At 34.1% G+C, this 21,949-nt stretch carries 23 protein-coding genes; 15 read left to right on the forward strand and 8 right to left on the reverse strand.

Annotation, left to right across the window (positions count from 1 at the left end):
* Positions 1-31 precede the first annotated feature (31 nt).
* Together KHA90_RS17880 and KHA90_RS17885 are read left to right on the forward strand one after the other, a co-directional pair.
* The gene (locus KHA90_RS17880) at positions 32-1,903 is read left to right on the forward strand and encodes an Nramp family divalent metal transporter (protein WP_213303897.1); all 1,872 of its coding nucleotides are present in this window, start codon (positions 32-34) and stop codon (positions 1,901-1,903) included.
* 88 nt (positions 1,904-1,991) lie between these two features.
* Positions 1,992-2,645, forward strand: coding sequence for a metal-dependent transcriptional regulator (locus KHA90_RS17885; RefSeq protein ID WP_213303899.1), 654 nt, complete (start codon positions 1,992-1,994; stop codon positions 2,643-2,645).
* Between the two features lie 122 nt (positions 2,646-2,767).
* Here KHA90_RS17885 and KHA90_RS17890 read toward each other — a convergent pair whose 3' ends face one another.
* From KHA90_RS17890 to KHA90_RS17915, 6 genes are all read right to left on the reverse strand, one after another.
* On the reverse strand, positions 2,768-3,169 hold the full coding sequence (locus KHA90_RS17890) for a hypothetical protein (RefSeq protein ID WP_213303902.1): 402 nt from the start codon (positions 3,167-3,169) through the stop codon (positions 2,768-2,770).
* Positions 3,170-3,356: 187 nt separating this feature from the next.
* On the reverse strand, positions 3,357-4,139 hold the full coding sequence (locus KHA90_RS17895) for an enoyl-CoA hydratase/isomerase family protein (protein WP_213303905.1): 783 nt from the start codon (positions 4,137-4,139) through the stop codon (positions 3,357-3,359).
* 10 nt (positions 4,140-4,149) lie between these two features.
* Positions 4,150-5,565, reverse strand: coding sequence for a sensor histidine kinase (locus KHA90_RS17900; protein WP_213304106.1), 1,416 nt, complete (start codon positions 5,563-5,565; stop codon positions 4,150-4,152).
* A gap of 125 nt (positions 5,566-5,690) precedes the next feature.
* On the reverse strand, positions 5,691-6,230 hold the full coding sequence (locus tag KHA90_RS17905; protein WP_213303920.1) for a CopD family protein: 540 nt from the start codon (positions 6,228-6,230) through the stop codon (positions 5,691-5,693).
* Positions 6,231-6,320: 90 nt separating this feature from the next.
* Positions 6,321-7,334 (reverse strand): ferrochelatase, encoded by a 1,014-nt coding sequence (gene hemH, locus KHA90_RS17910; protein WP_213303923.1) that lies wholly within the window; start codon positions 7,332-7,334, stop codon positions 6,321-6,323.
* A gap of 214 nt (positions 7,335-7,548) precedes the next feature.
* Positions 7,549-8,421, reverse strand: coding sequence for a helix-turn-helix domain-containing protein (locus tag KHA90_RS17915; protein ID WP_026982335.1), 873 nt, complete (start codon positions 8,419-8,421; stop codon positions 7,549-7,551).
* A gap of 228 nt (positions 8,422-8,649) precedes the next feature.
* Here KHA90_RS17915 and hemA point away from each other — a divergent pair, with 228 nt between their 5' ends.
* The 11 genes from hemA to KHA90_RS17970 all read left to right on the forward strand — a co-directional run bounded on the left by hemA (position 8,650) and on the right by KHA90_RS17970 (position 17,725).
* The gene (hemA, locus tag KHA90_RS17920) at positions 8,650-9,900 is read left to right on the forward strand and encodes a glutamyl-tRNA reductase (RefSeq protein WP_213303926.1); all 1,251 of its coding nucleotides are present in this window, start codon (positions 8,650-8,652) and stop codon (positions 9,898-9,900) included.
* A gap of 105 nt (positions 9,901-10,005) precedes the next feature.
* Entirely contained in the window at positions 10,006-10,929 is a 924-nt protein-coding gene (hemC, locus tag KHA90_RS17925) for a hydroxymethylbilane synthase (protein ID WP_213303939.1), read from the forward strand.
* Complete coding sequence (locus KHA90_RS17930; RefSeq protein WP_213303942.1) at positions 10,929-11,603, forward strand: uroporphyrinogen-III synthase; 675 nt, start codon at positions 10,929-10,931, stop codon at positions 11,601-11,603. The genes hemC and KHA90_RS17930 overlap by 1 nt, the downstream gene beginning before the upstream one ends.
* Before the next feature lie 78 nt (positions 11,604-11,681).
* Positions 11,682-12,707 (forward strand): uroporphyrinogen decarboxylase, encoded by a 1,026-nt coding sequence (gene hemE / locus KHA90_RS17935; RefSeq protein WP_213303945.1) that lies wholly within the window; start codon positions 11,682-11,684, stop codon positions 12,705-12,707.
* Between the two features lie 91 nt (positions 12,708-12,798).
* Positions 12,799-13,497 (forward strand): hypothetical protein, encoded by a 699-nt coding sequence (locus tag KHA90_RS17940; RefSeq protein ID WP_213303948.1) that lies wholly within the window; start codon positions 12,799-12,801, stop codon positions 13,495-13,497.
* Positions 13,498-13,499: 2 nt separating this feature from the next.
* Positions 13,500-13,877 carry a hypothetical protein gene (locus KHA90_RS17945; RefSeq protein ID WP_213303950.1) on the forward strand — a complete coding sequence of 126 codons (378 nt, stop codon included), beginning with the start codon at positions 13,500-13,502 and terminating at the stop codon, positions 13,875-13,877.
* 2 nt (positions 13,878-13,879) lie between these two features.
* Entirely contained in the window at positions 13,880-14,425 is a 546-nt protein-coding gene (locus KHA90_RS17950; RefSeq protein WP_213303953.1) for a GNAT family N-acetyltransferase, read from the forward strand.
* A complete protein-coding gene (locus KHA90_RS17955) occupies positions 14,415-14,837 on the forward strand; it encodes a hypothetical protein (protein WP_213303956.1) in 423 nt (140 codons plus the stop codon). The genes KHA90_RS17950 and KHA90_RS17955 overlap by 11 nt, the downstream gene beginning before the upstream one ends.
* Before the next feature lie 6 nt (positions 14,838-14,843).
* On the forward strand, positions 14,844-15,746 hold the full coding sequence (gene hemF, locus KHA90_RS17960) for an oxygen-dependent coproporphyrinogen oxidase (RefSeq protein ID WP_213303970.1): 903 nt from the start codon (positions 14,844-14,846) through the stop codon (positions 15,744-15,746).
* Between the two features lie 86 nt (positions 15,747-15,832).
* Entirely contained in the window at positions 15,833-16,774 is a 942-nt protein-coding gene (locus KHA90_RS17965) for a DUF4421 family protein (protein ID WP_213303973.1), read from the forward strand.
* Between the two features lie 48 nt (positions 16,775-16,822).
* Positions 16,823-17,725 (forward strand): fructose bisphosphate aldolase, encoded by a 903-nt coding sequence (locus KHA90_RS17970; protein ID WP_213303976.1) that lies wholly within the window; start codon positions 16,823-16,825, stop codon positions 17,723-17,725.
* 97 nt (positions 17,726-17,822) lie between these two features.
* Here KHA90_RS17970 and KHA90_RS17975 read toward each other — a convergent pair whose 3' ends face one another.
* Both KHA90_RS17975 and KHA90_RS17980 read right to left on the reverse strand, forming a co-directional pair.
* Positions 17,823-19,604 carry a hypothetical protein gene (locus KHA90_RS17975; RefSeq protein ID WP_213303979.1) on the reverse strand — a complete coding sequence of 594 codons (1,782 nt, stop codon included), beginning with the start codon at positions 19,602-19,604 and terminating at the stop codon, positions 17,823-17,825.
* A gap of 3 nt (positions 19,605-19,607) precedes the next feature.
* Entirely contained in the window at positions 19,608-20,240 is a 633-nt protein-coding gene (locus KHA90_RS17980; protein ID WP_213303982.1) for a hypothetical protein, read from the reverse strand.
* A 268-nt stretch (positions 20,241-20,508) separates the two neighbouring features.
* Here KHA90_RS17980 and hemB point away from each other — a divergent pair, with 268 nt between their 5' ends.
* Both hemB and KHA90_RS17990 read left to right on the forward strand, forming a co-directional pair.
* Positions 20,509-21,501 carry a porphobilinogen synthase gene (hemB, locus tag KHA90_RS17985; RefSeq protein WP_213303985.1) on the forward strand — a complete coding sequence of 331 codons (993 nt, stop codon included), beginning with the start codon at positions 20,509-20,511 and terminating at the stop codon, positions 21,499-21,501.
* Between the two features lie 2 nt (positions 21,502-21,503).
* On the forward strand, positions 21,504-21,905 hold the full coding sequence (locus tag KHA90_RS17990) for a c-type cytochrome (protein ID WP_213303988.1): 402 nt from the start codon (positions 21,504-21,506) through the stop codon (positions 21,903-21,905).
* The last annotated feature ends 44 nt before the right edge of the window (positions 21,906-21,949 follow it).

Here is a 21,949-nt window from a genome sequence, read left to right on the forward strand (position 1 = left end):
TCTATATATTTGTTAAAACAACATTTTAACAATGGGTAAATCTTTAGAAGAAGTTCACCAATCGGTTGCAACAGAACATAAAAAAACTGGTTTCAGAAAAATATTAGCCTTTTTAGGTCCTGCATATTTAGTAAGTGTAGGATATATGGACCCCGGAAACTGGGCGACAGATATTGCCGGTGGTAGTCAATTTGGGTATTCATTACTATGGGTTTTGTTAATGAGTAACTTAATGGCATTGTTATTACAAAGTTTAAGTGCACGACTCGGAATTGTTACACAACGTGATTTAGCGCAGGCTTCAAGAGAAACGTATTCAAAATTCATCAATTACATTTTATACTTTCTATCCGAAATTGCCATTGCAGCTTGTGATCTTGCCGAAGTATTAGGAATGGCAATCGGGATAAATCTTCTTTTTGATATTCCGCTTATCGAAGGAGTTTTGATTACCGTTTTAGACACTTTCCTTCTTCTATTCTTAATTAATAAAGGAATCCGTAAAATGGAAGCTTTTATAATTGTTTTGGTCGCAATTATTGGCTTTTCTTTCATTTTCGAAATGATTTTTGCAGAACCGGAACTGGATAAAGTAATCTATGGACTTATTCCCTCAATACCTAATTCTGCCGCTTTGTATATCGCTATCGGAATTATTGGAGCAACGGTAATGCCTCACAACTTATATTTACATTCATCATTAGTACAAACCCGTAAATTCGACCGAACTCCGGCAGGAATCAAACAAGCATTAAAATACAACCTTATCGATTCTACAATTGCTTTAAACCTTGCCTTTTTTGTTAATGCTGCTATTTTGATTTTGGCAGCAGCCACATTTTACAAAAACGGAATGTTTGAAGTTGCCGAAATTCAGGATGCGCATAAGTTTCTTGAACCCTTATTAGGAACTAAGTGGGCGCCTGTTTTATTTGCAGTTGCCTTAATTGCCGCAGGACAAAGTTCTACTGTAACGGGAACTTTAGCGGGACAAATCGTAATGGAGGGCTATTTGAATTTAAGAATTCAGCCTTGGGTTCGCAGAATCATAACGCGTTTGATTGCCATTGTTCCGGCTGTTGTAGTGATTTTAATTTATGGAGATGGTATAACCGGAAAATTATTGATATTAAGTCAGGTTATTTTGAGTTTACAGTTAGGTTTCGCAATTATTCCGTTGATTCACTTTGTGAGCGACAAATCTAAAATGAAAGGGTTTCATATTTCCAGAACTACTCAAATTGTTGCCTGGATTATCGCTTTAATCATTGTTTCATTAAATGCAAAATTGGTTTACGACGAAATTAGTTCATGGCTTGAAGCTGCAAGTCATCCTATTATTCTATGGCTTACAGTCGTTCCGCTTGCTTTTGGATTTTTAGGTTTACTACTTTATATTGTTTTCAAACCCTTTATTGCAAGAGCAAAATCAAATATTGACAATCATTCGCCTCACAATTTAAAATTAAAGTACGAGCCAAAAGAAACTTACAATAAGAAAAACATAGCGATTTTAGTTGATTTCTCTAAAGCCGATGAAGCTGCGCTTAACAATGCCTTTGAATTAGGCGGAATCGACGCGCAATATACCTTAATTCATATTGTAGAAACCGTTGGCGCATTAATGTACGGGCAGCATGTTGACGATCATGAAACAACTATAGACGAAAAATTATTACTGGAATACAAAGAAATGCTTTCGCAGAAGGGCTTCAGGATCGAAACAGAACTTGGTTTTGGAAAACCTAACACCGTAATTCCGAAGATTATTAATGCAGGAAATTTTGATATTCTTGTTATGGGAACCCACGGCCACACTGGATTAAAAGATATTTTATTTGGCACCACCGTAGACAAACTGAGACATAAAATTTCAATACCTTTGTTGATTGTTAAGAAATAGGCACAAAGCAACAGAGTTACAAAGGGACAAAGGTTTAGAAACTTTGAACCTTTGTCCCTTTGCAACTTTGAACCTCAAAAATAAAAAAATGACTTTCTCAGAAGAAAATTATCTAAAATCGATATATCACCTTACTACTTCTAACGATTCAGAAGTGAGTACGAACGCTATTGCGGAAATGATGGAAACTAAAGCTTCATCGGTTACGGATATGCTTAAAAAACTGTCTGAAAAAGATTTGGTAAATTATAAAAAATACCAAGGTGTTTCTTTGACTGAAAACGGTAAGTTAGCGGCTAAAATGATTGTTCGTAAACATCGTTTGTGGGAAGTGTTTTTGGTTGAAAAACTGAATTTTTCCTGGGATGAGGTTCATGATATTGCTGAGCAACTGGAACACATTAAATCAGAACAATTGATTAATCGTCTGGATGATTTTCTAGGGAATCCTACAGAAGATCCGCATGGTGACCCCATTCCGGATGCCAATGGAAGAATCGTTAAGATTGAAAAGTATTTACTTTCTGAATTAACAGAGAATCAAATAGGAGTTTGTGTAGGTGTAAAAGACACTTCATCTGAGTTTTTGAAATATCTGGACAAGCAGGAAATCGCTTTGGGTTCGCAAATTGAACTTTTATCTAAAGAATTGTTCGATTTATCTGTTAAGATTAAAATTAATGGTCGTGAATTGTCTATATCGAATAAAATTGCTTCGAATTTGTTTGTGAAGCTGGTTTAAATTATTTCACAGAGATTCACGGAGAATTGCACGAGGTTCACGAAGATTTTTTATAAAGTTCCGGAGGAACGAACCGTTTTGTAGCAACGGATTTTAATCCGTTGACCACAAAGTTTTATAGTTTAAACAATTCCCTTCTCTATCATTTCCAACATTACAGGCGAAGCGTTTTTAAACGTTGGTTCCTGCTCAATAATACTTCCTGCATTTTTCTTGTTTACTTTAAAAGTCACATCGTTGTCTGTTGTGAACAAAAGCGCAGTCAAAAACGGATTTTTGATGTAAGTCCCCAGCATTAATAAAGCTTCGTCTAAAGTATGAATGCTTTCAATTTCTTCGGTTTTATAACGTGTAGTAAGCGAAATGGAATAGGTATTATCCTCGTTTATAACTAATCGAAAATAGATGTTCTTAATCTCGGTATCGCCAATCGTTTTTGCTAAAGTAAGTTTGGCAAAAGTGCCGGCTTGAATGCTTTCTTTAACGCGTTCGCAAAAAAGAGCAAATATAGGTTCGTATGACATGATTTTTATTTTTTAGTTGCTAAGGCTCTAAGATGCTAAGTCACTAAGTTTTTAATTACTTTGAGCAGTTTTGTGTTATTTTACCGCAAAACTGCACTAAATTTTTCGCAGAGTTAAACAAAGCTTTGTGTAAAATTTTCTTTGTGAATCTCTGTGTGCAATCTTTGCGTTACTCTGTGGCATAACTTTATTTTCCTGTAAATTCGGCTTTACGTTTTTCTAAAAATGCTGTTGTTCCTTCTTTAAAATCTTTAGTTCCGAAACATTTTCCGAATGATTTTATTTCAGTTTCGAAACCATCTTTACCATCTTTATAATTGGCATTGATCGCTTTTATTGCTTTAGTAATTGCAAAAGGAGCATTTTTAATGATTTTTTGAGCAATTGCTTTAGTAAAATCTAATAATTCGGCTTGTGGTACTACGTGATTTACCAGACCGTATTGCTTTGCTTCTTCGGCAGAAATCATGGCTGCAGTCATAATCATTTCCATTGCACGACCTTTACCCACTAATTGTGGCAATCGTTGTGTTCCTCCGTAACCCGGAATTAATCCTAAACTAACTTCCGGCAATCCCATTTTTGCGTTGTCTGAAGCGACTCTAAAATGACATGCCATTGATAATTCTAATCCGCCGCCAAGAGCAAAACCGTTTACGGCAGCAATTACAGGTTTCTTAAGGTTTTCGATAAAATCGAATAGTGATTCTTGTCCTTCGGCAGCTAATTGTGCGCCTTCTTCAACAGTATAATTTGCAAATTCCGAAATATCCGCTCCGGCAACAAATGCTTTTTCGCCACTTCCTGTAATTATGATTACTCGAACGTCATCATTTTTTCCTAATAATTTTACCGCTTTACTTAAGTCGCTAATAGTATCTTTATTTAAAGCGTTTAGTTTTGTAGGTCTATTAATGGTTACGGTTGCAATTTTTTCTTCAATTGAGATTAAAAGATTTTCGTAGTTCATGACGGTTAGTTTATGAGTTTGTGATGGGCAAAGAAACTGTGAATGTCGTTCCTTTTCCGTAAGTTGATTCAAAGGTAATTGTTCCTTTGTAATTTTCGATGATGTTTTTTATAATTCCGAGACCAAGACCCATTCCACTTGTTTTGGTGGTGAATTTTGGTTCGAAAATGCGGGCAGTATCTAATTTCTGAATTCCTATTCCGTTGTCTTTCACAGCAATTTCAACGTTGTTATTTCTGCGTTTTACCGTAACTAAAATAGATTTATAAAACTGACTTTCAGGAATCGCCTGTGTCGCATTTTTAACCAGATTGGTAATAACACGAATCAACTGTGTCCGATCCATTTTTGAAATAATTTCTTCTTCTTCACTTTCAAAAGTGATATAATCTTCGTTGAAAATATCTAAAGCCAATTCAACAACTTCAACCACATTTAAAGTTTCATTTTGCTGTGCCGGCATCGAAGCAAAATTGGAAAATGCCGAAGCAACCGCTGTCATCGTATCAATTTGCTGAATTAAAGTTTCAGAATAATCGTTTAACTTTTGTTTTACATCCGGTGCTGTCGGGTCAAACTTTCGTTGAAAACTCTGAACCGTCAACCTCATCGGCGTAAGCGGATTTTTAATTTCATGCGCGACTTGTTTTGCCATTTCGCGCCATGCTTCTTCACGCTCACTTTGGGCTAATTTTATGGCGCTGGTTTCGAGTTTGTCCACCATTCCGTTATAGGCTTTTATAAGAAAATTGACTTCCTTGCTATTGGCTTCTAATACGATTTTCTCGTTTTTCTGATCCAGATTGGTCTCTTCTAAACGATCTGAAATGGTTTTCAATGATTTTGTGATATAAGTCGATAGGAAATACGCCAAGGCAAAAGCCACCACTAACATAAACGAATATACCTGACTTAACCGAATCAGAAAAGTGTTCAATTCGTTGTCATAATAGCCATCGTCCTCTAAATATGGGAGATTTAAAACGCCAAGTGGTTTGAATTTTTCGTCTTTGATCAAACTGTAAGATGATCTGTTTTTGACTCCGTCAATGGTTTTAATATCTACAAAACGCTTTTCGATGGATGAACGGACTAATTTCAGGATATATTCCGGAATGGGCGGTGCTACTTTATCAACTGCAAATGATTCTTTGGATGATTTTAGTAATTTTCCGTCAAGGCTGTAAATATTGATTTCAATTTTGTGAATCTGTGCTAATTCGTGGATTTTATCTTTAAAAATCAAATCCAGATTACCTGTTTTTAAAGGATAAGTTGTCGTTGATAAAACATAATTGATATGTTCTTTTACGGCATTTTCTTTGCGTTCGAGTCTTTCCTGATGGTATTCTTTGGCTTCATTTTTAAACTGAATAATCGAAATGGAAGCTAATAAAAAAGATGCTACAACAATCAATACAATCATCGAAAGGAAAATCCTGACACGAAGAGAAAGCATCGACATTTTGAAGTTGTTAAGCATAGTTTTTTAGTATTCAGTCTCAGTTTTCAGTCTCAGTCTCAGCATAAACTGAAAACTGAGACTGAAAACTATTTTTTCTCTCGTATTCTTTTATAAAATCGGAAACCAAGCATTATTATAATGGAAAATAAAAAGATTCCGATTACACCGAAAATCCAGTTGATGGCACTTTTTACAATTATTAAAAAAACTACAGCAAATAGTATAATTGTTGCACCTTCATTCCATAAACGCATAAAATTGTTGGAATATTTTACCTCATCATTCTGCAATTGCTTAAAAATCTGATGGCATTTTGCATGATATAAATAAAGTGCAAAAACGAAACCAAACTTAACCTGCATATAATCCAAATATATTAATCCAGGATTGAGATACAATAAACTAAATGCAAAAAGACTTGCAAAAACTGCTGATGGCCATGTAATAATGTACCACAAACGGTACGTCATGATTTTGTATTGAGCTTGCAAAATTTCCTTTTCGGGAGATGGTTTTTCGTTGGCTTCTATTTGATACACAAACAAGCGCACAATATAAAACAAACCCGCAAACCAAGTTATTACAAAAATAAGATGTAACGATTTTAAGTAGTTATAATATTCCATACTTTTTGTTTCAAGTTTGAGGTTTCAGGTTTTTTTTAAAAGTTGATTTTCACGCAACAATCTTTGTTCTTTACTCTTTACTCTATTTTCTTATTTAGCCCACTTGTTAATCCAATTCCCAACGGTTTCACACCATTCGTCATCGTCATTCAAACATGGAATTGCTAAGAAATTTCCACCTCCGTTTTTCTCGAAATCTTCTTTGGCACGCATCGCGATTTCTTCCAAAGTTTCTAAACAATCAGAAACGAAAGCTGGTGTTACAACCGCCAGATTCTTGATTCCTTTTCCTGGCATTTTATCGATTTCAACATCTGTATAAGGCTCTAACCATTTGTCTCCCGCTAAACGCGACTGAAAAGTTAAGCTGTATTTATCTTCCGGAAGTCCTAATAATTTCACCACTTGTTTCGTCGTTTCATAACATTGGTGACGGTAACAGAAATCGTGCGCCGGAGATGGCGTGTTACAACAAGAACCATCAATTTTACAATGCGATTTCGTTACATCGGTTTTACGAATATGACGTTCCGGGATTCCGTGGTACGAGAATAATAGATGATCGTAATCAAAACCAACTAAATGTTTCTGAATCGAATCGGCTAAATTCTTGATATAATCTGGTTTGTTGTAAAACGCAGGAACGTCTGTAAATGTCATTTGTGGAAATTTCTTTTTACGGATTTCCTCGGCTTTCACTAAAATAGTCAAAGTCGAAGCCATTGCATATTGCGGATATAGTGGAAAAAGTAAAACTTCTGTAACTCCTTTATCGTTTAATTCCTGAAGTCCTTTCTCGATAATCATACTTCCGTAACGCATTGCCAAAGCAATGGGAACATTTACCAATGGCTGCACTTTTTTCTGCATTCTTTGTGAAAGAACAACTAACGGAGAACCTTCATCCCACCAGATTTTTTTGTAAGCATGTGCAGATTCTTCCGGTCTTTTTCTTAAAATAATTCCACGAACTAATAACGCTCTCAACAAATACGGAACATCGATCACGTATTTATCCATTAAAAATTCGTCTAAATACGGTTTTACGTCTTTTGGTTCCGGACTTTCCGGAGATCCTAAGTTTACTAATAATACGCCTTTCATTATTTTCTTTCTTTTGGCTTGAAGTTTTAGGCTTTAAGCATTTGTTTATTTTAATTTTCATCAAAAGTAGCACTTGCCACTTTTTAGAAATATGATAATTATTATTTTTTATTTATTGTTGAATATCGAAAATTGATTCTCTATTTCTTTTATGGGAAATTCTCTCGCAGATCTTGCAGATTTTTTAATTCGTGCAAATTTGTGAAATTTGTGTTTAAACATTCGTATTAATTGACATTAAATATTTTTTAGGAGTTGTTGCAAATTTCTTTTTGAACGCCGCAATAAAGTGGCTTCCGGTGCTGTAGCCAATTTTCAATCCTACTTCGTTTACATTATAAGATCCGCTGTCAAGTAGTTTTCGGGCGAAGTCCATTTTGTAATCAAATAGAAATCCATAAACCGTGTCTCCGTAAATTTGTTTGAAACCCATTTTGAGTTTCTTCAAATTCAAACCAATTTCATCTGCCAGTTCTTGTAATCCTGGGGGTTCGGCCATATTCGCGATGATGATTTCTTTTGCTTTTCTGATTTTCAGAACGTTATCTTCATCAATCAAAAACGGACATTGTTCTGCATTTGGATCTTCGGTTCTGTTAAAATACAAACTCAATAATTCATATCCTTTTCCTTTATAATAAAGATTTTTTATGGATGGATGTAAGTTATAATGAAACAGTTGACTCAAAACAATCGCCATTGACGGACTAATATTTCCTTCGTTATAATACTTCTTGTCTTTATTATCAGGACTTAAAAAAGTAATATAATCTGCTTCTGCAGAAAACAACGCGTGAAATTTCTTAATCGAAACAATTACGGAGATCACCCAGGAATTTGGAGCCAATTCTAAATTCAGCGGTAATTCTTTCTGCGGATTGTACAAAAGCAACGATTTTTCTTCTTTTAAATCTAAAGCATAACTGCCTTGATTAAACAAGAATTTGGCGTTCCCTTTTATCCCGAAATGAAACTGTATCAAACCACTACCTACTTCGTGCTGTCCGAAAAAGGGCTCTAAACTGTCATTTTGAAAACGAATAAGCGTAAAGTCGTCTTCAATTTTAATAATTTCCTGAGAACTCATAGCGATGTTTTTTTAGAATAAAAATCAAGATAATCATTTGACCTTATTTAGAATCACTCTAAATAAAAGGTTTCTAACCAATTGATTTTGCTACAAAAATACTTCTTTTTACATAAAAACAGCTCTTTAGAAACAAAAAAACATGTAGCGATACAAAAAGTACTTTGAGCGTTACTTTTATAAACACTATAATCATAATTTTGTTGACACTTTTATGAAAGTGAATTTATGGAAAACAATAACGTACCGAAACATCTTTATTTTTACTCAGTTGGTCTGAGTTATAAAAAAGCCGATGCTGAGGTAAGAGGTAAATTTAGTTTGGATGCAATTGCAAAAACGCGCTTGCTGGAACAGGCTAAAGAAGAAGGAATTGAAAGTTTGATTGTCACTTCGACCTGCAACAGAACCGAGATTTATGGTTTTGCAGAACATCCATTTCAATTGATAAAACTAATTTGTGATAACAGCAACGGTTCAGTCGAAGCTTTTCAGAAAGTTGGTTTTGTCTACAAAAATCAAGAAGCCATTAATCATATGTTTCGCGTAGGAACTGGTTTAGACAGTCAGATTTTAGGCGATTTTGAAATTATTTCACAAATCAAGACCAGTTTTGCCCATTCAAAAGCTATGGGATTGGCCAACACTTTTTTAGAAAGATTGGTAAATGCTGTAATTCAAGCCAGTAAAAAGATCAAAAACGAAACTGAAATTAGTTCAGGCGCAACTTCGGTTTCTTTTGCATCGGTACAATACATTATTAAAAATGTAGAAGATATCGGCAATAAAAACATTCTACTTTTCGGAACAGGAAAAATCGGAAGAAATACTTGTGAGAATCTTGTAAAACATACTAAAAACGAGCATATTACTTTAATAAACAGAACTAAAGACAAAGCTGAGAAATTGGCCGGAAAACTAAATTTGATTGTTAAAGATTATTCAGAGTTACACTTAGAACTTCAAAAAGCAGATGTTGTTGTTGTCGCTACAGGCGCTCAAAACCCAACAGTTGACAAAGCTATTTTAAATCTAAAGAAACCTTTATTGATTTTAGATTTATCTATTCCGAAAAACGTTCACGAGAATGTAGAGGAATTAGAAGGCGTGACTTTGATTCACATGGATTATTTGTCGCAATTGACAGATGAAACTCTTGAAAACAGAAAATTACACATTCCAGCTGCCGAAGCGATTATCGAAGAGGTAAAAGAGGAATTCGTAACCTGGACAAAAGGACGCAAATTTGCTCCAACAATCAATGCTTTAAAAGAAAAACTGAATGCTATAAAGGTTTCAGAATTAGATTTTCAAAGCCGAAAAATTGCAGATTTTAATGAAGCTCAGGCTGAAATCATTAGCAACAGAATCATCCAGAAAATCACTACACATTTCGCTAATCACTTAAAAGACGACGACACCATGGTTGATGAAAGCATCGAATGGATCGAAAAAGTCTTCAAAATAAAAGCATCTTAAAAACATAAAATTTTTCACCATATTAGTTATATAAGTAAATTTAAGCATTGCGTTGATAAATTTTAAATGAACTTATATAACTAATATGGTGGGAAAACATTAAACATGGCTGAAAAAATAATCAGAATTGGAACTCGCGATAGCGAATTGGCACTTTGGCAAGCACATACTGTCGAAAAAAAACTAAATGATTTAGGTTATAAAACTTCGATTGTTGCTGTAAAATCTACAGGTGATATTATTCTCGACAAACCTCTTTACGAACTCGGAATCACCGGAATCTTCACTAAAACTTTAGATATTGCTATGATCAACGGCGATATTGATATTGCTGTGCATTCCATGAAAGACGTTCCCACGGCTTTACCAAAAGGTATTGTTCAGGCGGCAGTTTTAGAAAGAGCCAATGTTCTTGATATTTTAGTACATAAAGGAAATCCTGATTTTGCCAATCCAAGTACTATTGCAACCGGAAGTTTAAGACGCCAAGCGCAATGGTTTAACAAATACCCAAATCATACAGTTGTTGATTTACGCGGAAACGTAAACACACGTATGCAAAAACTACAAGACAATAACTGGGATGGAGCTGTTTTTGCTGCTGCAGGTCTGGAGCGCATTAACCTTAAACCAGAAAATTATATTGATTTGGATTGGATGATTCCTGCTCCTGCACAAGGAGCAATGCTAGTTGTGGCAATGGAAAATGACAATTATACACTGGATGCGCTTTCGCAATTAAATCATATCGAAACTGAGATTTGTACCTATATCGAACGTCAGTTTTTAAGGACGCTGGAAGGCGGTTGTACCGCGCCAATCGGGGCTTTAGTTCGTTATAATGAAGACGAAGATACTTTACATTTTCAAGGTGTTTTACTTTCGCTTGACGGAAAACAAAAACTCGAAATTGACAAAACAGTCGATATATCAGAATGGAAAAAACTTGGATTCTTCGCTGCTCAGGAAATTTTAAACAATGGCGGAGTAGAATTGATGGCATCTATTAAAGAATCTTTAAAAAAATAATGAGTAAATCAATTCAAATATTATCTACAAAAAAGCTATCGAACGAGCAGAAACAAGCATTGGTAAAAGCCAATATTGAAGTAACCGAAGCTGATTTTATTCAAACGCAAAATAAACCTTTCGAACTTAAAGATGTCAATGAAAATTTGATTTTTACGAGTCAGAATGCGGTTCATAGTGTTTTATCAGATCCTAAATCAGAAGAATTAAAAAGCAAAAATGTATTTTGTGTTGGTTTAAAAACCAAAATATTACTGTCTGAAAGCGGATTTAATGTTGTGGCATATACAGGATACGCCTCAGATTTAGCTGAAATCATTACTTTGATTTACCGCAACGAAAGCTTTACTTTTTTCAGCGGAAATCTTCGTAGAGAAACGTTGCCAAAAGCATTAAAAGATGCTGATGTTAAGCTAAATGAAATCCAGGTTTATGATACGTCATTGACTCCGCAAAAAATGAAAACTACTCTAGACGGAATCTTATTTTTTAGTCCTTCTGGCGTTGAAAGTTATTTGAAAGACAATACAATTAAGAAAGAAAAGTGTTTTTGCATTGGAGAAACTACTGCAGAAGCTTTAGAAAAAATCACAAAAAATATCATCATTGCAGATCAGCCAACGGTTGAAGATGTGATCGAAGATGTAATTCTTGAATACAGCAATAAGCTTTAAGCCTTAGGCAATAAGCAAAAAAAATTATAGTTAAACATAGCTTAAAGCCTAAAGCTTAAAGCCTAAAGCAAAAAAAAAATGTTAAAAAACGACCTATTTTTAAAAGCATTAAAAGGAGAAACTGTTCAACGTCCGCCAGTATGGATGATGCGTCAAGCCGGAAGATATTTACCTGAATTTATCGCTTTGCGTGATAAATATGATTTCTTTACAAGATGTCAAACTCCTGAATTGGCTGCTGAAATTACAGTTCAGCCTATTCGCAGAATTGCACCTGATGCAGCGATTTTATTCTCAGATATTTTAGTTATCCCACAAGCAATGGGAATCGAAGTTTTAATGAAAGAGAATTTTGGTCCGTTTTTACCAAATCCTATTCGTTCAATGGCAGACGTTCACAGAGTTTACGTTCCGGACATTCAGGAAAGTTTGGGTTACGTAATGGATGCCATTAAATTGACTAAAGAAATGCTGAACGACGAAGTGCCATTAATTGGTTTCGCTGGTTCACCTTGGACAATCTTCTGTTATGCAGTTGAGGGAAAAGGTTCTAAAAGTTTTGATACTGCAAAAGGTTTCGCTTTCTCAAACCCGGCTGCAGCACATACACTATTACAAAAAATTACAGATACTACAATTTTATACTTAAAAGAAAAAGTAAAAGCGGGAGTTGATGCGGTTCAGATTTTTGATTCTTGGGGAGGAATGCTTTCTCCTGTTGATTATCAGGAATTTTCATGGAAATACATCAACCAAATCGTTGAGGCTTTGGCTGATCACGCTCCGGTTATTGTTTTCGGAAAAGGATGCTGGTTTGCTTTAGGCGAAATGGGTAAAAGTAGAGCTTCGGCATTGGGTGTAGACTGGACTTGTTCACCAAGAAATGCGCGTTATTTGTCTGGTGGAAACATTACACTACAAGGAAATTTTGATCCGTCAAGATTGCTTTCTCCAATTCCAACCATCAAAAAAATGGTACATGAAATGATTAATGAGTTCGGAAAAGATAAATATATCGTAAATTTAGGTCACGGAATTTTACCAAATATTCCCGTAGATCATGCTAAAGCGTTTATTGACGCGGTGAAAGAATACGGGAACTAATATAGTATTCAGCTTCTAGTCGCAGTTTTCAGTTTCATTTCAAGTCTGAAAACTGCGACTGTGACTGAAAACTTTAAAAACCATGCCCTAGATGTTTGCAAACATAAACTTCACCAGAAACTCGCCATTTTCTTTTATAGAATATGGATTTCAGGCGTATTATGCTACTTTGTTTTTGATGGTGTGGATGCATCCGGAAGAATATAATATTTCTATGGTCAATGATTTGGCTATTTTAATGGCTTTTGAGTTTATTATGGTTCACTCAGGGGTATTTATGGCGGTTATGCCAAAAAAACTTTCTCTTTTTGTGTTTTTCCCCATGTATGGATTGTTTGCATATGGTTTTAATCATTCTGTAATTAATACAAATATTTTTTATATTTATTTGCTGACGGTTTTAAACCGAATGCGATTTGCTTTTTCGGATGTTAGTCTGGAAGTTCGCGCAGTACAAGTAGGAAAATCTGTTGCCAGAGTAATGTTGTACTTCTTTTTAATTTTTGCCGTATGTTTTGGAAACGAGTTGATTCCGAAATTAGGATTAACAGAAGAGTTTTTAGAAAAATCAAAATATTTTGATACTGTAAAAGCGAGCGGATTATTTATAGATAAACCGTATGTACCAATATGTATGGGTTTTATATATTATTCTCTGCCAGTTTTATATTTTATTTACCGAATTATCAAAAAAATCGGCAATAGAAATAATGATCCTTTTCAAGAAAAGAATTTAATCTTTAGCAGAACAATATATAGTCAGAAATTTAACTCTGATAAAAAACAATAAACATGCTGAACAAAGGCCTTAGAGACGAAGAAAGTATTAGAATAGAGAATACTCTAAGAACTCTGCACGCGTTGATTTTTGTTCCGAAGTTTTGGAATGTTGAAGAGATAAGCCTAATAGACGAACAATTAAAGAGTTTTGGTTTAAGCTTAGAGAGAACAATTGAAATTCCAGAAGAAGAATTAATCATTCTGCTACAAAATTGTCATTTAGATTGGAATCAACAAGAGCAATTTGCAGATATATTAGTTGGTTTATCCCACGAAAAACAATTTGATTTTTTAGGTAAAGCACTTGCCATTTATCAATATATTCAGCAGGAAAGCAAAGTTTTTTCCTTTGGAATAAATACTAAAATCGCTTCGGTGAAAAAGAAATAACAATGAGTTTTACAGAATTAAAAATAGACAGAATTGAAAATATTCTTCCAGAAGAGTTTTATAACCTCATCGATAAGAATAGAAATCATATTGGAAAAACTTTTCCGGTGACTTTGGCAAATTCAAATTCTTTAAAGAAAGCAGAAGATTTTCTTGCAATCAGTCTTGACAAAGAAAAAAATAGTGAAGGTTTTTATTTTTACGCCAGAGATCTTAAAACCAACGCTTTAATTGGCTATTTGTGTATAAAAACAATTGATTACCGCATTTCAAAATGTGAATTAGGTTATTTTGCTGACGAAGATTATCAGGGAAAAGGTATTACATCAAAAATGGTTTCTCAAGCACTTGAATTTTGTTTCAATGAATTAAGTTTGAATAAAGTTTTTATCTGCACTTCAGAAATTAATTTGGCAAGCCAGAAAATTGCATTAAAACACAATTTTAAACAAGAAGGAATTTTGCGAGACGAGTTCAGAAATGGTGATGGTGAATTACAAAATACTGTTTATTTCGGATTGTTAAAATCAGAATATAATGCAAATTAAGGATAAATTTCTTGTACTAATTATTTGCTTTAGTTTATTTTCTTGTAAAACCTACACTATCAACCCCGAAAACTTTAAAGAGCAATTTGCAAATATTGAATATGACTTATCCACATCTACTAGTATCACTGGTTCAATTCATTATAACGGTTATCACATCAAAAAAATTAGTGTAACAGATAAAGATGGAAATACACAATTATTGGAAAACATGCCATCTCTTGAAATGCGTGTTACTTTAAACAATGGAAATCGAAAGATTGTTTACTTTGACAGCATGAAACTTGAAAATGACACTTTAACTGGACATAAGTCAAGGTTTTTTCCAAAAACAATTACAAAGATTCCGTTTTATGACATAACAAAGATTGAAATACAAGAAGGTAGAAAGAAAATAAAATATAAAAATTAATCTCACATGAAAGATAAATTTTACGCATACATACAAAAATTACAAGATCAAATCTGTGCCGGATTAGAAGCTGTTGACGGAACTACGAAATTCCGTGAAGATCTTTGGGAACGTCCTGAAGGCGGTGGCGGAAGAACACGAGTTATAGAAAACGGAAATGTTTTTGAAAAAGGCGGTGTCAACATTTCAGCCGTTCACGGAAAATTACCTGAAGCCATGCAAAAGATGTTTGGCGTTGGTGAAGCAGATTTTTTTGCCTGCGGTTTAAGTTTGGTTTTGCATCCTAAAAACCCTATGGTTCCTACGGTGCACGCCAATTGGCGATACTTTGAAATGTATGATGAGTTAGGAAAGGTAATCGAACAATGGTTTGGTGGCGGACAGGATTTAACGCCTTATTATTTGTTTGAAGAAGATGCCAAACACTTTCACCAAACTTGTAAAACAGCTTGTGACAAACATAATCCGGAATTTTATCCAAAATATAAAAAACAATGTGACGCTTATTTCTGGAATGCGCATAGAAACGAAGCGCGCGGCATTGGTGGTTTATTCTTTGATTATTGCAAAGCAAATGAACAAATGTCAATGGAAGATTGGTTCAATTTCGTAAGCGAAGTTGGCGATAGTTTCTTAGAAGCCTACGCTCCGATTGTTGAAAGAAGAAAAAATCTTGAATATAGTCCAGAAAATAGAACTTGGCAGGAAATTCGTCGTGGTCGTTACGTTGAGTTTAACTTAGTTCACGATAAAGGCACTTTATTCGGTTTGAAAACCAATGGAAGAATCGAGAGTATTTTGATGAGTTTGCCACCAAATGTACAATGGGTTTACGATCATCACGCAGAAGCGGGAAGTATCGAAGAGAAATTGGTCAATGTATTAGAAAATCCTGTTGACTGGATTTAATACGATTGACCCAAATTTTAATTTATCACATCAGAACTTCATTTTAAAATTGTAATTTAGATATGTTTTTAAATTCCAATTTTAAAATGAAGCTAAATCTGATTTATATAGCATTTTTCGGAAGTGTTTTTGGGTGTTTCGCCCAAAAAGACACATTACAGAACCCTTATTTTAAATCATACGATGATAAAGTTACGGCCAGTATTTACTATCTGGACACTTCTAACAATTTTCAGATTGGATTTAATTCCGAAGGTCAAAAGAAATATGTGGATCTCAATCCTAACCGACGTGAACAAGTGGGCGTTGGTTTAAGTTACAAATTTATTGATATCAGTTTTGGTTTTGCACCGAAGTTCTTTAGCGAAAACAAAGACAATTCAGACTCTAAGCTTTTTAGTTTCAATACCCGTTTTTACTATAAAAAATGGATGCAATCTTTTACTTTTATCAACCAAAAAGGATTTTATATCAGCGAAGGTGCGGTAAATGTTTTTTTACCAAAAATGCGTACGACAAAGATTGGAGGAACGACTTCGTACATTTTCAATGATAACTTCTCATATAAAACATTAGTCAATCAAAACGAATGGCAAACGAAGAGTTCAGGAAGTTTTATTCCGAGTTTTTCATTTTATTACACTAATCTTAATTTAAACAATGCTCCAAATTCTTCAAACGGGGATATTTATGTTTTTTCGTTAGCTCCCTCCTATTTCTACAATTTTGTAATCAGTGATCGCGTTTTAATAGGAACGGGACTTGCTTTTGGAGCGGGAATTAATGATGTCGACGGCGATGTTTCGGCATTGTACCAATTAGACTTTAATTTAAAGCTTGCCTATAATCGAGATCGTTTCTTTGCTTTTGCTAGTTTAAACACGCTGAATTTTCTTCAGAATGATTCGGCGGAAGCCAGATTAAATGACAATATATCAACTGTAAAATTCAATATCGGATATCGGTTTGATCCTCCAAATAAAGTAAAAGAAGTCTATGAAAAAGTAAATCAAAAAACAGGACTTTAAATATTAATCAGATCACTATCGGGATTATAATCTAAAATTAAAAACATTATGAAAAATAGAGAGACATACATCGCGCAATTACATCGCATGCATTCCGGAAAGGGATTTATCGCTGCATTAGATCAAAGTGGCGGAAGTACGCCAAAAGCATTATCGCAATATGGAGTTGAAGAGAGCAGTTTCACAAATGACGAAGAAATGTATACTCTTGTACATGAAATGAGAACCAGGATTATCAAAAGTCCTGCGTTTGATAGTGAATATATCTTAGGCGCTATTTTATTTGAAAATACAATGGATCGCAAAATCGACGGACAATGGTCTGCGGATTATTTATGGGACAATAAAAAAATAGTTCCATTTTTAAAAGTAGATAAAGGTCTTGCTGATCTTGCAAATGGCGTGCAACTGATGAAGCCTATTGCTAATTTAGATGAATTGTTAACCCGAGCCGTAGAACGAAATATTTTTGGAACTAAAATGCGTTCTGTTATTAAAGAAGCTAATCCGACAGGAATTCGCGAAGTAGTTGAGCAGCAATTTGCGGTTGGTTTACAAATTTTCGCAAAAGGACTTATCCCAATTATAGAACCTGAAGTAGATATTTATAGTGCTGATAAGGAAAAGTCAGAAGAAATTTTAAAAGAAGAAATCATAAAGCAACTTGCCTTACTTGATAAAGATGTAAAAGTGATGCTAAAACTTTCAATTCCAACTGTGAATGACTTTTATAGCGAACTTATGACTGACGGGCATGTTGTGCGCGTTGTTGCATTGTCTGGTGGATATGGTCAGGACGAAGCAAATCTCAAACTTTCGCAAAATCACGGATTAATTGCAAGTTTTTCAAGAGCTTTGTCTGAAGGATTAACTGCAGGACAATCTGACGATGATTTTAATACTAAAATCGGAACGACAATTAAAGAAATCTATACGGCTTCGATTACATAAAACCTTATTTGTAGAAAGTTTATATCAGCGAAAGCAATTCATAAAAAAATCCCCGGGATAAACATTCTGGGGATTTTTGTTTTTATATAATTTTAAATTATTTACTTAATTCGTCAGCTAAGTCTAATGTTTGTAAAATGATATTTTTATCAGATTTTATAGTGTTTAGCTTAAACTCAAAAATCAATTTATTATCTATTAGTTTTTTAGGGGATTCAAATGTGAAATCTCTAAATTGCTGTGATACCATTTTTATTTTCTTTGATTCAGTTGCTTTTGCATCGCTGGTTTTATTGTATGCATTTGCAATTCCATCAAGATTTAATTGACCGGAAATGTAGTTTTTCTTTAATGCTTTTTTTGCTTCTTTAGTAAAAGCTCCTTTTCCTGTAGTAAAATAATCCAGTGTATTTGCAATAACTACAACATCTTTATCTTTTTTAATAAATACATTTCCGTAATCTTCTGTGCCAACAATCTGATAAAAATCACCTTTTTGAATTAAAATCTTTTTGCGAATTCCTAATTGAATCAGTTTATCTCCAAATGTAGGATGCGTTGATGTAAAAACTACTGAAAACAGCGGAATGTTCTTTTGTATTTTTTGTTCCGTTACGGTTTCTTCATAATTTTCATCATAACCGTACGATTTAGTAGTTACTTCAATCTCTTTCATATTGTACAAAAACATACTTAAATCACCATCAAAAAGCGTTGCTGTAGCTTCTTCATCGACTATTGTCGATATTAAATCGGCTATAAGAGTTACATCTTCTTTAACAAGTTGTGGGTTTTGAAATAATTGAGCCGTTAATGACGGAAAATTTTCAAGAGCTGCTTTGCTATTTATGTGGTAAGACATATATCCTAATGGCTTTTGATCAGGAAAATAATTAAAGATGTTCTTGTTTACTTTTCTGTTTGTGATTTTTTCAGCGACTGTTGCCATTGATTGAGAATATTCAATTATTTCTTCAACACGGGCGTTGTCGTTATCAAAGTAAAAGTCAAGATTTATTCCTTTTACGAGATTCGAGGCATTTTGTTGTAGTGGCAAAAATTTATTATAACTGGCAAACTGGGATAAAGCACCATACGTTTCATTAAATTTACTCATTACTGAGCTGTAATTAAGCCATGACGAAATATCGGCATTAATATTTACTTTCTCTGAACTTGGCGTTACAAAACCATTTTCGAATAATGACTTTATAAAAAGGCTTTGCTTTTCTGATTGTGAAGCGCTAAAATCTGCTTCGGCTTTTTCATATTCAGCATTATCACTTCCGGAATAATCTTCTTCGGATTCTTCTTCAGTTGCATCTACTGCAACTTCTACTTGTTCCTGATAAGGTTCTGTAACGGAAATAGAATCTGCCTCATGATTCCAATTGTATTTATCTGAAGTATATTTTTTAGTCAATTCAACAATTACCAAATAATTATCATTCCATGCTAATGACATTTTTTGATTTTTTGGAGTATAAACTGAATATTTTTCGAAGTCCTGAATCACCGGAACCTCAACAGAATCTGTGTCTTGATTTAGAGTATGTTTTTCGATCAGAAACTGTTTGAAAGTTACTCTGCTTTTTATCGGAATTGTAACCTGATAATAGGGAATACTGTCCGTAAAGTTTCCGTGAACGGTAAATTTTTGATCCAGTTGAAAAAGTGCCACATATTTTTCTAAATCAAGATTGGCTTTACCTTCTTTGTATTTGTTCATCAACGGATGATTTAATACATCGGCAATATTTACTTTTTTAGAAAGCTGGTTTCCATTAAATTGAACAAAATAATCGTATTGTTTTTGATTGGCTTGACCAAAAGTCAAATGAATGGCGAATAATAAAAGGAAAGTGTAAAAATACTTCATAAATCAAGGAGTTAATTGGATGGTATTGTTCATTAATGCCGATTTTTTAAGTACGCTATACATACTTTGTTTTAAAAATACGGTCTTTTTATTTTTAGAAATTTTACTGTTTGGATTCTCGACAGCCACAACATCTTTATCAAATGTATAAATCGCTATTATATTCGCCGCTTCAAGATCTTGTTTTTTCTTGGGATCTTTCATCAGTTTTTCAGGAATTGGATACGAAGCAATCCTTTCGAAGTTTTTGGCATTGCTACTAAAATGAATCTGATCGCTTTGATTATTTATACTATTGACAACGGCATTAAGCGCTTTGACATTGGCATAATCGAGTTTGATAATGAAAACGTAATTTTGAAAATCAGTTTTTGTAGTGACATTTGAAATTCCATTAATTTTTGAAGCTTTTATTTTAAAGTCTTCGAGTTTTTTGGTGATTTCCTGTTCGTTGGGAATTTTTACGCCATCGATTTCTTCGAGCCAGATAGCAGATTTAGTCTTGAACCATGATTTCGAAAAGTCGACCATCAGCGTATATTCACCACTTTGATCATCGTGATGTTTGATTCTTTCTGTTATTTCGAAACAGCTTGTTAAGAGTAAACAACAGCATAAAGCGAGAAATTTCTTCATTGGGCAAATTTAATTGGAAATTTTCTAAATACAATAGTAACGCCATTCTTAATTAATCTTTCAAACTCTAAATTTTTAGATAATATTAACGGATTCTGCTTTAAGCTAAACGCCTTATCTGTTCCTTTTTCTTTAACTTTGCACCACATTAAAAAGATTAAATAATCTTCAAAAAAACAACTTCACTTTTAGAAACAATGATGAATAAATCTGCATTCAAAAAGAATTGGATTAAAGTCTGAAATCTAAAATTAAAATCTAAAATTATATGTTCCCATTACAAAGAAACCGCCGTTTAAGAACCAATGAATCTATTCGTTCTTTAGTTCGTGAAACAAGTTTGAGTCCACAAGATTTTATGCTTCCAATGTTTGTTGCCGAAGGAAAAGACGTAAAAGTTGCTATTCCGTCAATGCCGGGAATTTACAGACATTCCTTAGATAATACCATCAAAGAAGTTAAAGAAGCTTGGGATTTGGGAATTAAAGCGGTAAATATTTACGTAAAAGTAAGCGACAATCTAAAAGATAATAAAGGTGTTGAAGCCTGGAATAAAGATGGTTTGATGCAACAAACTATCCGCGCTATTAAAGATGCAGTTCCTGAAATGATTGTAATGCCGGATGTTGCTTTAGATCCCTATTCAATTTATGGTCATGACGGAATTATAGAAAACGGTCAATTGATTAATGATGCTACTGTTGATGCTTTGACAAGAATGAGTTTAAGTCATGCTGAGGCTGGAGCCGATTTTGTTGCGCCAAGCGATATGATGGATGGACGTGTTTTAGCAATCAGAAAAGCATTAGAGGAAAACGGACATCACAATGTGGGAATCATGAGTTATAGTGCAAAATATGCTTCGGCATTTTACGGTCCTTTTCGTGATGCATTAGATTCTGCTCCGGTAGATTCTCAAAATATTCCTAAAGACAAAAAGACATATCAGATGGATTATGCAAACCGAATTGAAGGAATTCGTGAAGCATTATTAGATGTTGAAGAAGGTGCAGATATTGTAATGGTAAAACCGGGAATTGCATATTTAGACATTGTTCGTGAGGTAAAAAATGCCGTTCATGTGCCAGTTGCCGTGTACCAGGTATCTGGTGAGTACGCTATGGTAAAGGCTGCAGCGGAAAGAGGATGGTTAGATCATGACAAAATTATGATAGAGCAACTTTATTGCATTAAGCGTGCAGGAGCAAGTATTATCTCTACTTATTTTGCAAAAGAAGCTGCTTTACTTTTAAATAAATAATCATGAAAAATGTATTATTCTTATCTGCCGTTTTAGCTTTTGCATCTTGTAAAAAAGAAACTGCTGAAACTACAATTCAGGATCCAACTGAAAATTATTCAGAAGGACATTCGGCGGAAGGCAAAACTCCGGAAGCTTTAGGGAAACAACTTTTTGAAGGACAGGGAAATTGTATTTCATGTCATCAGGTCGATCAAAAAGTAATTGGGCCAAGTCTTCAGGAAATAGCTAAAATTTATAAAGACAAAAAAGGCAATATTGTAACTTTTCTGAAAGGTAATGCAGATCCAATTGTTGATCCCGATCAATTTGCGGTTATGAAAACTAACTTTCCCGTAACTCAGGCAATGTCTGACGAGGAACTAAAAGCGATAGAAAGCTATATTTACAGCCATTTAAAGTAATATTTACAATTATTGCTGACATACTGTTGTCATTGCACCATTTT

Source organism: Flavobacterium psychroterrae (assembly GCF_018380615.1).
Lineage (GTDB): Bacteria > Bacteroidota > Bacteroidia > Flavobacteriales > Flavobacteriaceae > Flavobacterium > Flavobacterium psychroterrae.

What these genes read in the sequence shown, in the direction of transcription:
- KHA90_RS17880 (WP_213303897.1), top strand. Translation starts at nt 32, where the DNA reads ATGGGTAAATCTTTAGAAGAAGTTCACCAATCGGTTGCAACAGAACAT.
- KHA90_RS17885 (WP_213303899.1), top strand. Translation starts at nt 1,992, where the DNA reads ATGACTTTCTCAGAAGAAAATTATCTAAAATCGATATATCACCTTACT.
- KHA90_RS17890 (WP_213303902.1), bottom strand. Translation starts at nt 3,169, where the DNA reads ATGTCATACGAACCTATATTTGCTCTTTTTTGCGAACGCGTTAAAGAA.
- KHA90_RS17895 (WP_213303905.1), bottom strand. Translation starts at nt 4,139, where the DNA reads ATGAACTACGAAAATCTTTTAATCTCAATTGAAGAAAAAATTGCAACC.
- KHA90_RS17900 (WP_213304106.1), bottom strand. Translation starts at nt 5,565, where the DNA reads ATGATTGTATTGATTGTTGTAGCATCTTTTTTATTAGCTTCCATTTCG.
- KHA90_RS17905 (WP_213303920.1), bottom strand. Translation starts at nt 6,230, where the DNA reads ATGGAATATTATAACTACTTAAAATCGTTACATCTTATTTTTGTAATA.
- hemH (WP_213303923.1), bottom strand. Translation starts at nt 7,334, where the DNA reads ATGAAAGGCGTATTATTAGTAAACTTAGGATCTCCGGAAAGTCCGGAA.
- KHA90_RS17915 (WP_026982335.1), bottom strand. Translation starts at nt 8,421, where the DNA reads ATGAGTTCTCAGGAAATTATTAAAATTGAAGACGACTTTACGCTTATT.
- hemA (WP_213303926.1), top strand. Translation starts at nt 8,650, where the DNA reads ATGGAAAACAATAACGTACCGAAACATCTTTATTTTTACTCAGTTGGT.
- hemC (WP_213303939.1), top strand. Translation starts at nt 10,006, where the DNA reads ATGGCTGAAAAAATAATCAGAATTGGAACTCGCGATAGCGAATTGGCA.
- KHA90_RS17930 (WP_213303942.1), top strand. Translation starts at nt 10,929, where the DNA reads ATGAGTAAATCAATTCAAATATTATCTACAAAAAAGCTATCGAACGAG.
- hemE (WP_213303945.1), top strand. Translation starts at nt 11,682, where the DNA reads ATGTTAAAAAACGACCTATTTTTAAAAGCATTAAAAGGAGAAACTGTT.
- KHA90_RS17940 (WP_213303948.1), top strand. Translation starts at nt 12,799, where the DNA reads ATGTTTGCAAACATAAACTTCACCAGAAACTCGCCATTTTCTTTTATA.
- KHA90_RS17945 (WP_213303950.1), top strand. Translation starts at nt 13,500, where the DNA reads ATGCTGAACAAAGGCCTTAGAGACGAAGAAAGTATTAGAATAGAGAAT.
- KHA90_RS17950 (WP_213303953.1), top strand. Translation starts at nt 13,880, where the DNA reads ATGAGTTTTACAGAATTAAAAATAGACAGAATTGAAAATATTCTTCCA.
- KHA90_RS17955 (WP_213303956.1), top strand. Translation starts at nt 14,415, where the DNA reads ATGCAAATTAAGGATAAATTTCTTGTACTAATTATTTGCTTTAGTTTA.
- hemF (WP_213303970.1), top strand. Translation starts at nt 14,844, where the DNA reads ATGAAAGATAAATTTTACGCATACATACAAAAATTACAAGATCAAATC.
- KHA90_RS17965 (WP_213303973.1), top strand. Translation starts at nt 15,833, where the DNA reads ATGAAGCTAAATCTGATTTATATAGCATTTTTCGGAAGTGTTTTTGGG.
- KHA90_RS17970 (WP_213303976.1), top strand. Translation starts at nt 16,823, where the DNA reads ATGAAAAATAGAGAGACATACATCGCGCAATTACATCGCATGCATTCC.
- KHA90_RS17975 (WP_213303979.1), bottom strand. Translation starts at nt 19,604, where the DNA reads ATGAAGTATTTTTACACTTTCCTTTTATTATTCGCCATTCATTTGACT.
- KHA90_RS17980 (WP_213303982.1), bottom strand. Translation starts at nt 20,240, where the DNA reads ATGAAGAAATTTCTCGCTTTATGCTGTTGTTTACTCTTAACAAGCTGT.
- hemB (WP_213303985.1), top strand. Translation starts at nt 20,509, where the DNA reads ATGTTCCCATTACAAAGAAACCGCCGTTTAAGAACCAATGAATCTATT.
- KHA90_RS17990 (WP_213303988.1), top strand. Translation starts at nt 21,504, where the DNA reads ATGAAAAATGTATTATTCTTATCTGCCGTTTTAGCTTTTGCATCTTGT.